This window comes from Bartonella sp. AP57NXGY (assembly GCF_042195805.1).
Lineage (GTDB): Bacteria > Pseudomonadota > Alphaproteobacteria > Rhizobiales > Rhizobiaceae > Bartonella.
Genome location: NZ_JBHIOZ010000045.1, coordinates 1 through 10,989 on the forward strand (window position 1 = coordinate 1; position 10,989 = coordinate 10,989).

Genomic DNA, 10,989 nt, shown 5'->3' on the forward strand with positions numbered 1-10,989 from the left:
ATAGCATTAAAATTATTTGTAATAATAATATGCAATTGAAATCAAAAATTTAGAGAATAATCAGAAAATTTAATGAAAACCGTTGCAATGACAGTTATAGGTGCTGGTTCTTTTGGTACTGCATTAGCGATAGCTCTTGCCCGTAATGGTCATAATGTTTTACTTTGGGGATATAGTCCTCAACATATCAAAGAATTACAGGAACAACGTTGTAATCAAGTATATTTACCCGATGTTCGATTTCCTGAAAATTTATTACTTGAAGCTTCCCTTGAAACTGCAATAACGGCAAGTCACAATATATTAATCGCTGTTCCAAGCCATGTATTTCATCAAGTTTTGTATAATATTCAGCCTTATTTAGATCAGCATTCACGCGTTATTTGGGCTACAAAAGGTTTAGAACATGGTACTGGACGTTTCTTACAAGAGGTTGCTCGTGAGATTTTAGGTGAAAAAATTCCTTTAGCTGTTTTTTCTGGACCAACTTTTGCTCAAGAACTAGCTATTGGTTGGCCTACTGCAATGACGATAGCAGCTTCTGATGTTGAGTTTGGTAAAGAATTGCAGCAACTTTTTCATTGTGACAAAAGTTTTAGAGTTTATAAAAGTTCAGATATGATTGGTGTTCAATTAGGGGGGGCAGTCAAAAATGTTATTGCTATTGGTGCAGGAATATCAGATGGCATAGGTTTTGGGGCAAATGCACGAATAGCTCTTATCACACGAGGACTAGCTGAAATCAGTCGTTTAGGGGAGGCTATGGGTGCTGAGCTTTCCACATTTATGGGAATGACAGGCTTAGGTGATCTGGTTTTGACATGTACTGATAATCAGTCGCGTAATCGCCGTTTTGGAATACTTCTTGGTAAAGGAATAGATATAAAAGAAGCAGAAAAACAAATTGGTCAGGTTGTGGAAGGATACTTAAATACCAAGGAAGTATATACGTTGGCGCAGCGTATTGGGGTAGAAATGCCCATTGTAGAACAAATTTATCAAATTCTCTATTGTGGTAAAAATATAACTGAAGCGGCAAACACATTACTAAGCCGCGCCCTCAAGGACGAAATTCAATAATATCCTGTTTTTTAATAATTCCAATCGTAAAAAATAGAAACATGCTATGATAGACATATAAAATAGATTTTATTGATGGTTGTATAAGGCAGTCATATTCCAGAAAATTATAGATTCATATCATTCGATTCTTTATGAAACATGGCTGAAATATAAAAGTTTTGGCTTTTGTCTAAGAGCTATCTCTTTTAAGATAAATTATCGTTTCCACTTACACATGTTTATGTAATGTAATGAACAAGATATTTTTATTGTCTCTTAAATTCATCTCACAATGATATTTGCAAACAGAATAGTACAAGACTCATTAGGTAGAAGCATCTTATTTATGTAACGTATAAGCTAAGAATATCGGGGCAGGGATATTGTGAATCTCTGTTTTTGTAATTCTTTAAAACAAGAAGACAATCTAATTTGGGAAGAAGATGAAATTTTAAAGCTGAAAATCTGTTCCCATTTCTACAATCATTTTTAAATTCAGTTTTACGCTATCTAAAGCAATATCTTTTAAATAATGGAGATTATCTCACACCTTTATTTTTCTCATTTTCTAATGAAAGCATTTTTCTGATGTGTCAGGTAAAATAGAACGTCCAAAAAAACACGATTGCTGTTATATATTCACGTGCTTGTTTTAAAGAGACCTCTCTTAAAAATCCTAAGTCCAATTTGCGACGGTGACTGTGAATAGTGTAACCGATAAAGCTATTGTGCACATCCCCATCTTTATGTTTATGAAGGAGGAAGACGAGCATCATTACACCCCCAAATGTTGTGAGACAGCTCTTGGCACTTGAAGCTGTTCAGTAGAGATATTTAAGCCTTTTATTTTCTCACATGTCAATTCTGTTTTTTATATGCAAGAAATGATTTTTGGAATTATAACTTTGAAAGTCTAAGATTGAAAAAATGTTATTGTACTTGTTTGTGGCTGTCATTTAAACTGAAAAATAATGTGATTATAAAGATAAAAAATTGATTTATATAAATAATTCATTTTATTTTTGTATTGAGTTAATTAAAAATATATGTTTGCTTGTCACAAGCGGGTTAGTATGTGGATAAAAATTATTAAAGATACTTCTAATGAATCATCTCAAGTGTCAAGGGTTGTTTCAATATTAGAACATGGCAAGTAAAATGACGGTGTCGGTTTGTCATCTGTATAAACATTAAAATGGTGGTAAAAAAAGGATTTTATGTACTTCACAAGGATTTTTTATATGTTCTACAGGTACCATTGTGAAATGGAATGGCGTGCATTGAGAGATATCTTTAAAAAATGCATGAAGGAGAAACAGCTATAGTGTTTTTGGGTGTTCTATTTTACCTGACACATCAGAGCAATGCTTTCATTAAAGAACAATAGTAAGATTAATGATTGATTTCTTTACGCCTTCATATTCATCCTAAATTAGATTGTATTTGCGTTTCAAGAATAAATCAAACGGTAGGAATATTTTTTTCAATTTGCTACACAAAAGCTGAAACTAAGGGTTTTAATAATTCTCTAATCTCTGTTTCAAACTGCGGTGGCATGAGGGTTGGATATTGATTTATAAGCAATGGCAAAAGCGTATGCTTTAGTAAGGTAAATAACGTCATAAAATACACACTTTATCAACCATGGATTGAAGAAATATTCCGGCTTTTATAAAATATTTTGCGAAACAAGGCATCGTACATCTGGTTTTGTATTGACTTATTCTTACAAACATTTGCACATATTCCTTACGTCATATTATTATAAGTCAATACACTATTATATAGCTGAGAAAGTACTCAATACCCGATTAAAGCACTATGTACATGATTGATTTTCTTTTTTAGTGCAATGAAATAAATTTTATTCTTCTTGGGAATCGTCACTTTTTTTCAGTTCTTCAAGTATTGGCATAGACATGATGTTATAGCCTGAATCAACATAATGGATTTCACCTGTAACACCTGATGATAAGTCAGAGAGTAGATAAAGAGCAGATTTTCCAATTTCATGAATATCTACGGTACGCCGTAATGGGGCATTACGGCGTTGATGTGAAAATATTGCCCGTGCAGCTGCAATACCATTACCTGCTAAAGTTCTAACAGGACCAGCGGAAATCGCATTGACACGAATATTTTGAGGACCAAAGTCCGCTGCTAAATAACGTACCATAGCTTCTAAAGCTGCTTTAGCAACACCCATGATGTTATAATTAGGCACAACTTGCTGTGAAGCACCATAGGTAAGAGTTAAAAGTGTTCCTCCATTGGGCATAAGCTTACCCGCGCGCTGGGCAATTTCAGTAAAGGAATAAGCTGAAATAACCATCGTGCGTTGAAAGTTTTCACGTGTTGTAACATCAACGTAACGCCCTTTTAGCTGAGTTTTATCTGAAAAACCAATGGCATGGACAATAAAATCAATTGTTTTCCATTCTTTTTCAAGTTGCTCAAAGACGTAATCAATATTTTCACTTTTTTCAACGTCACACTCTAGCACTAATTTGCAGCCAAGTTTATCTGCTAGGGGATGAACACGTTTTCCAAAAGCATTTCCTTGATAAGTCAACGCTAATTCCGCTCCTGCTTGTGCGAGCTGACAGGCAATGCCCCAAGCAATTGAATGGTCATTCGCAATTCCCATAATAAGGCCGCGTTTGCCCTCCATCAAACCTTTCATATTATTCTCCGTAAGACCGTACTTTTTTCAATTACTAAGAGCTTTTGTTTATACATAACGTTGGAAAACAAGCGTTGCATTGGTACCGCCAAAGCCAAAAGTATTCGACAATACGGTATTCAGTTGTTGATGATCACGTCGTTCACGAACGATTGGCATATCAGCAAAAGCTGGATCAAGTTCTTCAATATGGGCACTTTCACAAATAAAATTATGATTCATCATTAACAATGTATAGATTGCTTCGTGAACACCTGCTGCTCCCAAGGAATGTCCTGTTAGAGACTTGGTAGCGGAAATGGGGGGGCATTGATCACCTGCTCCAAAGACACGACGGATAGCTTCTATCTCAGGAGGATCACCAACAGGAGTTGCTGTCGCATGGGGATTGATATAATCAATTTTATTATCGACTGTTGCAAGGGCCATGCGCATGCATCGTTCTGCTCCCTCTCCTGATGGGGCAACCATATCATGTCCATCGGATGTCGCACCGTATCCAACGATTTCTCCGTAGATTTTTGCACCACGTGCTTTAGCAAGTTCTAAATCTTCAAGGACTAAAACGCCAGCACCTCCAGCAATGACAAAACCATCACGATTAACATCATAAGCACGTGAAGCTTTGTGAGGAATGTCATTATATCTGCTGGACATAGCGCCCATGGCATCGAATAAAACAGATAGTGTCCAATCCAAATCTTCGCAGCCACCGGCAAAGATGCGCTTCTGTTTACCATATTGTATCATTTCGTAAGCATTACCAATACAATGATTGGAGGTAGCACAAGCTGAAGAGATTGAATAATTGATCCCCTTTATTTTAAAGAAAGTTGCTAATGTTGCAGATGCTGTGGAACTCATCGCTTTAGGGACAACAAAAGGTCCAACACGTTTTGGACCTTTTTGGCGTGTAATGTCAGCAGCTTCTACGATTGAATGTGTTGAAGCACCTCCAGAACCCATAATAATACCCGTGTGTTCGTTCGATACTTCATGCGGTTCTAGACCCGCATCAGCAATTGCTTGATCCATGGCGATGTGATTCCATGCTGTTCCACGCCCATGAAAACGTAGAGCACGTCGATCTACGAGTTCTTCTATATTAATATCGGGCTTGCCATAAACTCTGCTACGAAAGCCTAATTCAGCATATTGAGGTGCGTAAGAAATTCCGGATTTTGCTTCACGTAAACTGGTTAAAACAGCTCCAGGATTATTTCCAATTGCGGAGACAATTCCCATTCCGGTTACAACAACTCGACGCATTCATACCTCCTCGTTCCATACAGAATAGTGAAAAGTTCTTTCTGACGGAAATAACGTTCAATCTTCTTTGAATAAAGCAACGCGTAAATCGTTCGCCTTATAAATAGTCTCTCCATCTGCTTTTAGCCACCCATCAGCTATTCCTAAGACTAAATTTCCACGTCGAATACGCTTAAAATCTATTTCATATTCAAGAATTTTGGTTTGTGGAGTTACCATCCCTGATAACTTTACTTCACCTGTTGATATTGCTCTTCCTTTGCCTGGTTCGCCTAGCCAACCAAGAAAAAAACCTGTTAATTGCCACATACCATCCAGTCCGAGACATCCTGGCATGACGGGATCGCCTATAAAGTGACAATTAAAGAACCACATGTCTGGTGTAATGTCAAATTCGGCGCGAACCATTCCTTTATCGTATTTACCATCAGTTTCACTAATTTGAGTGATTCGATGAATCATTAACATTGGCGGTGCTGGCAATTGCGCATTACCTCTACCAAACATTTCGCCGCGAGCGCAGCTTAGAAGCTCTTCATATGTGTAGCGAGACTTTTGTTCAGCCATTGTTACTCCATTTATTTGCATATATCTTTATTTCTGCGCTTTTCCCAACCTACTTTTAGAGCAAATTTTAAAGAGAGGGAAATGATTTTATATCATTTTTAATGACAAAAGCCTTTTTTTATGTATTCTACATAGGTAATTATTTAAAAATGGAATACAAGATTACACCATACTATTCCCATTTTTTTGTATTTTGATCTTATTTAGCAGGAATATATTTGGGTTTGTAATTATGTCAGTGAGTGCAGACAATTTAGATATGAATGAAGAGCAGCAGTTCACAAAAGAGTGTGGAAAAATTGTGCAATATTATTCCATTTCTATGTTAGAAAAACATTTGCGTCAAAATGGTCTGCGTCCAACACGTCAGCGGTTGGAACTTGCACATATGATTTTTTCTCAAGGAAATCGTCATATTACTGCTGAAGAGCTCTATGAGGAAGCGGTGAGGGCAGGTGTACCTGTATCTTTAGCAACGGTTTATAATACGCTTCATCAATTTACGGAAGCGGGATTATTACGGATTATTGCCGTAGAAGGCTCAAAAACTTGGTTTGATACCAATACCTCTGATCACTACCATTTTTATATAGAAGGCGAAAATCGTATTCTTGATATTCCTTATAATTTGGAAGAAGCTCCCATTATTAGAAATTTGCCTAAGCCACCAGAAGGTATGGAAATTTCACATGTTGATTTAATCGTGCGATTGAAACCAAAAAATCAATCTTGTGATAGGCAGTGAGGATATTCAATGAGGAATAAAAATTAAACTTGTTGAGTTTGAGTATTCACCAACCTTTTACTTTTTCATCAGGATAGATTCCCCATAACTGGGGTTGCTGAAGCCATCCGCGCGTATTATTAATGTTTAGTTCGCACCATTGTCCATCACATTGGCGGATGTTACCAATGACGTTAGGTTCTACTTCCGCCACAAGTTCTGCGTTGTCGGTGGGGTTTTTTCGTAGCATCAGCCTTTTTGTTTTATCTTTTTGCCATGGAATAGTTATAGCAGTTCGCTTTCCCGATAAAAGCGATTGATACACCCATCCCTCATCGCCTTCTGCATCACGAATTTTGCGCCATTGATCATATTCTTGAATGATTTCAATAGGTAAGCCCTTCTTTTTGTAGGTGAAAATGATTGAATAGTTGCTTCCTGGTCCGACGCGTACATTAACGCTGGTGGGTTTAATCGAAGCAAATCGCGGAAGTGGTAAACCACTGGGCCCTAAATTTTGATTAAATGTTTGTGCATGCAACAAATGAGATGAACCCAATACAATGACTATTGCTATTAAGATACATGATATGAGTATTGAAACGCGAAACCAACGAGAATTTTGCACACCGAACTCCTTTATTTCGTCATATATTGGAAATTTAAAATCTGAAAGATAAGACTGGAAACTGATAAAAAGTATGACACATTGCTCGTTAAAGAGATCTAAACGATGAAAAAATTGCTACAAAAATATCAAAATAAGGAAAACAAAAGGTTTGTATTTCTTAGTGCTTATCTTGTTTATGAGGGGGTAGATATAAATAAACATTAGATTTTTATGTAGCTGTAAGCGTGATAAAACAGTAAAGTATATTGGAGCCATAGGCAGTTTTTGTACAGGAAATTAGGGCTAAAGTATTGCATCTCTTTTTTGAGTTTGTTTCTCAAAGTAAAAGTGCATGTATGCATACTATGAACAAAGAGCTGTTCAGAAAGGGATTATTGTGTGGCTTGAAAAGAAGTTTTGAATGAACAAAATAATACGATAAATAAAACATTTAAGCGTAAAAATATGAGCAACATTATAGAGTAGATTGATATATGAAGGGCTAATTTTAACAGGACACTTTTTCGTGATAATTCATTTATAAAATTTTCTACACTCTAATCTTATGCCATGATAATGCTTATCCGTATGGTAGATAAGCTGGCTCCATCGTTCTATTTACCAGCTTTCAATGTTATGCAGTTCCTATTATTTATAGTGTTTATAAGAAGCATTTTTGTTTTTTCTTAAATAGCTTTTATTCTATTTGCATACGAATCCCGCTTATGATGTACAAGAAAATAATCTTGATTGATTCAATATGAGAAAGTGTTGAGAAACTTTACGTTATTCAGAATTATTACTTAATATGAAAAACGATTACTTATAATAATAAATCTCCGCGTTAAAAACTTTAACTCGTTATTTAAATTTTAAAAACATTTCCATCAAAAATGGTAATAAAAGGCACATTCATCCATATTAAAATACAGTGTTTTCTCTGTTTATTGTCAATTTTCTTTTTCTCTAACTCAGTATAGAAGAAAGTTGAATGAAATAGAAAGGCTTATTCGATACACTGATGAGGGTAATTACATAAGTGATGAATAGAAGAAATTTATCAAGAAAAAAGAATCTATAGTGCAGTGGTTGAAATTCGTCATCCTTTAGAGAGACAGAATCAAGAGATATAAAAAGTTATGGAATTATATCGTTTCGTTACATAACTGAAGGGAAAGAGGATTATGAATTTGATATTATATTTTACACACAATCGCATATTGCGATAGTTATTTTTGTTTTGTAATCAGACCTAGGATGATCGAAAGATGTAGAATATTTAATGACAAAAAAGAAGTTCATCATGAAATTTGTACATAAGAAGCAGTGATGTAAGAGATATCCAGAAGGAGAAAATTATAGCGAAAAGTGATAATAAAACACCCCGCACTCAATTTACATAGGAAAAAGTCGCTTAAATATCTCAAGTGTAGTTTGTTATCTATTTTTAAAATATAAGAGTGAAATAAAAACCACCTCTATGATAGAAACCTTATTATTTTCAAATAACTAACATATTAGATAACATTGTACATAAAAACCTACACAAGCAATTCATCGCAATTGCCTATGAAGATAAAATTTTCTAGTAGCTTACTATCTATTGCTTATGCAATTATATAATATCATAAAGCACATTACTTTACCGCAACAGTCCGTCCGTTACTAACAAAACCTTCTCTTTGTGCACGCTTACGAGCAAGCTTACGTGTACGACGAATAGCCTCAGCTTTTTCACGAGCACGCTTCTCAGATGGCTTCTCATAATAACTACGCATTTTCATTTCACGGAAGATACCTTCACGCTGCATCTTTTTTTTCAACGCGCGGAGCGCTTGATCAACATTATTATCACGAACGAGTACTTGCACTATTTATCCTGCTTTTTTCAGTGTCACAAATAATAGGAAAACCTACGTCCTTTTAAAGGCATATCCAAAAGGACAGAAACTTATATCATATAAATAAGACATTTGTCTATATCGCTTTTAAAAATTCTATTTTTTTTGTAATAAAATGCTTTTTATAATGAATGATAGATTTCATGATTATAAACTTATGAAAGTCCTTGTATTTGATCATTTTCGTCAAGATGAATTTTTTCCGCCGTGGGATAATGGGGTAGTCCCGGCATGGTCATAACATCTCCACAAATGACAACAATAAAGCCGGCTCCCGCACAGAGACGAACTTCTCGTATGGGAATTTCAAAATCAACAGGAGCTCCGTATTGCTTGGGATCAGAAGAAAAAGAATAAGGTGTTTTGGCCATACAAATAGGGTAGACGCCAAAACCTTCTTTTTCCCAAGTTTCAAGTTGTTTGAGAATAGGGGCTGAGATGATGGCGCCACGTCCACCGTATAGCTTTGTTATAATACAATTAATTTTTTGAACGAGTGGAATATCATCTTGATAGAGAACTTTAAAATCAGAATTGTGCTTTTCAATCAAGGTAACGAGTTCTTGTGCAAGTTCTATAGCGCCTTTTCCACCTTGTTCCCAATGCTTACAGATAATAGCTTTGTGTCCAGTTGTTGCAACTATTTTTTGTAATGTTTTTATTTCAGCATCGCTATCGCTGTCAAAATGATTGATAGCCACAACACAAGGAATACCGTAGTGCTTCATATTTTTTATGTGTCGTAAAAGATTGGCAGCTCCTTTTTCTAAAGCGGTGATATTTTCTTCTGTCAGGTTATTTTTATCCAGACCACCATTCATTTTTAATGCACGAATAGTTGCGACGATCACTGTAGCATTTGGTACAATACCTGCTTGCCTACATTTAATATTGAAGAACTTTTCTGCTCCAAGATCTGCTCCAAACCCTGCTTCTGTGACAACATAATCAGCAAGTTTTAAAGCAGTTTTTGTTGCTATAACTGAATTGCAACCATGAGCAATGTTGGCAAAAGGTCCTCCATGAACGAGAACAGGATTATTTTCAATTGTCTGTACGAGATTGGGTTGTATAGCATCTTTGAGAAGAACTGCCATTGCACCTTCCGCATTGAGATCAGCAACGGTGATGGGCGTTTTATCATAACGATAAGCAACAATAATTTTTTTGAGTCTTTGTGTAAGGTTTTCTAAATTTTCAGAGAGACAAAGAAGCGCCATAATTTCTGATGCAACAGTAATATCAAAACCTGTTTGACGTGGAAAACCATTTGTTATGCCCCCCAATGAAATGACAATATCGCGCAATACACGGTCATTCATATCAAGAACGCGTTTCCAAACAATGCGACGTGGATCAATGTTTAGAGTATTTCCCCAATAAAGATGATTATCTATCATTGCGGCAAGAAGATTATGAGCAGATGTAATAGCATGAAAATCACCGGTAAAATGTAAATTAAGGTCATCCATTGGAATGACTTGCGCATAACCACCACCAGCAGCACCACCTTTTACACCAAAACAGGGACCTAAAGATGGTTCTCTCAAGGTAGCTATTGTTTTTTTACCAATAAGATTAAGAGCATCACTTAGTCCAACTGTTGTTGTTGTTTTGCCTTCTCCGGCAGGTGTGGGATTGATAGCTGTGACAAGGATAAGTTTACCATCTGGATTTTTATTAAGCGATTTTATGTATTCAGAAGAAATTTTAGCTTTATCATGACCATAGGGAATGAGATTTTCATGTGAAATACCAATTTTTTGTGCAATTTCAATAATATGTTGCTTTTTAGCAGTGCGAGCAATTTCAATATCAGTTTTAGGCATGGAAAAATTCTTTAAATTCAGCTTTTATTAATGTTTGAGATCTGTACTCCATGGATTAATTAGAAAAATTCATAGAGAACAGAAAAATATTAAGATATCATAGAAATCGATGATATGCCATGCAAGAGATAATGCTAAAGAAGCACAAGAAGAGTTTTATTGTTTTTTAGGAAAAAGAATCTTTTTGCTTTTAAGCAGTAAAAATACGTTTAATTCAATTAAAAATATTGCGAAAAGAAGCTTTGGTTTGCAACAAATGCTGATGACATTAATGGATACCATAAGTGTTTCATAGTAGTACGTTTGAGAAGTAGTTTATTTATTCTTTCCAACAACACACTGAA

The 10,989-nt window shown here is 35.5% G+C and carries 8 protein-coding genes; 2 read left to right on the forward strand and 6 right to left on the reverse strand.

Annotated elements, in window-relative coordinates:
- Positions 1-72 precede the first annotated feature (72 nt).
- Complete coding sequence (gene gpsA, locus ACFIL8_RS05780; RefSeq protein ID WP_375612834.1) at positions 73-1,080, forward strand: NAD(P)H-dependent glycerol-3-phosphate dehydrogenase; 1,008 nt, start codon at positions 73-75, stop codon at positions 1,078-1,080.
- 1,846 nt (positions 1,081-2,926) lie between these two features.
- Here gpsA and fabI read toward each other — a convergent pair.
- From fabI to fabA, 3 genes are read right to left on the reverse strand one after another with little or no spacing between them, the layout of a single operon-like run.
- Entirely contained in the window at positions 2,927-3,745 is an 819-nt protein-coding gene (gene fabI, locus ACFIL8_RS05785) for an enoyl-ACP reductase FabI (RefSeq protein ID WP_375610038.1), read from the reverse strand.
- Between the two features lie 48 nt (positions 3,746-3,793).
- Positions 3,794-5,014, reverse strand: a complete 1,221-nt coding sequence (fabB, locus tag ACFIL8_RS05790; RefSeq protein WP_375628420.1) for a beta-ketoacyl-ACP synthase I — start codon at positions 5,012-5,014, stop codon at positions 3,794-3,796.
- 57 nt (positions 5,015-5,071) lie between these two features.
- Entirely contained in the window at positions 5,072-5,581 is a 510-nt protein-coding gene (gene fabA, locus ACFIL8_RS05795; RefSeq protein WP_273722474.1) for a 3-hydroxyacyl-[acyl-carrier-protein] dehydratase FabA, read from the reverse strand.
- A gap of 232 nt (positions 5,582-5,813) precedes the next feature.
- On the opposite strand from fabA, the gene irrA reads away from it, so the two are divergent.
- The gene (gene irrA / locus ACFIL8_RS05800; RefSeq protein ID WP_375612837.1) at positions 5,814-6,326 is read left to right on the forward strand and encodes an iron response transcriptional regulator IrrA; all 513 of its coding nucleotides are present in this window, start codon (positions 5,814-5,816) and stop codon (positions 6,324-6,326) included.
- 46 nt (positions 6,327-6,372) lie between these two features.
- Here the strand turns inward: irrA and ACFIL8_RS05805 are convergent, their stop codons facing one another.
- From ACFIL8_RS05805 to ACFIL8_RS05815, 3 genes are all read right to left on the reverse strand, one after another.
- Positions 6,373-6,933 (reverse strand): SH3 domain-containing protein, encoded by a 561-nt coding sequence (locus ACFIL8_RS05805; RefSeq protein ID WP_375612838.1) that lies wholly within the window; start codon positions 6,931-6,933, stop codon positions 6,373-6,375.
- A 1,619-nt stretch (positions 6,934-8,552) separates the two neighbouring features.
- Positions 8,553-8,786, reverse strand: a complete 234-nt coding sequence (gene rpsU, locus ACFIL8_RS05810) for a 30S ribosomal protein S21 (protein ID WP_012754552.1) — start codon at positions 8,784-8,786, stop codon at positions 8,553-8,555.
- A 185-nt stretch (positions 8,787-8,971) separates the two neighbouring features.
- Positions 8,972-10,645: a formate--tetrahydrofolate ligase gene (locus ACFIL8_RS05815; RefSeq protein ID WP_375681863.1), complete on the reverse strand. Its 1,674-nt coding sequence runs from the start codon at positions 10,643-10,645 to the stop codon at positions 8,972-8,974.
- Positions 10,646-10,989: the final 344 nt, after the last annotated feature.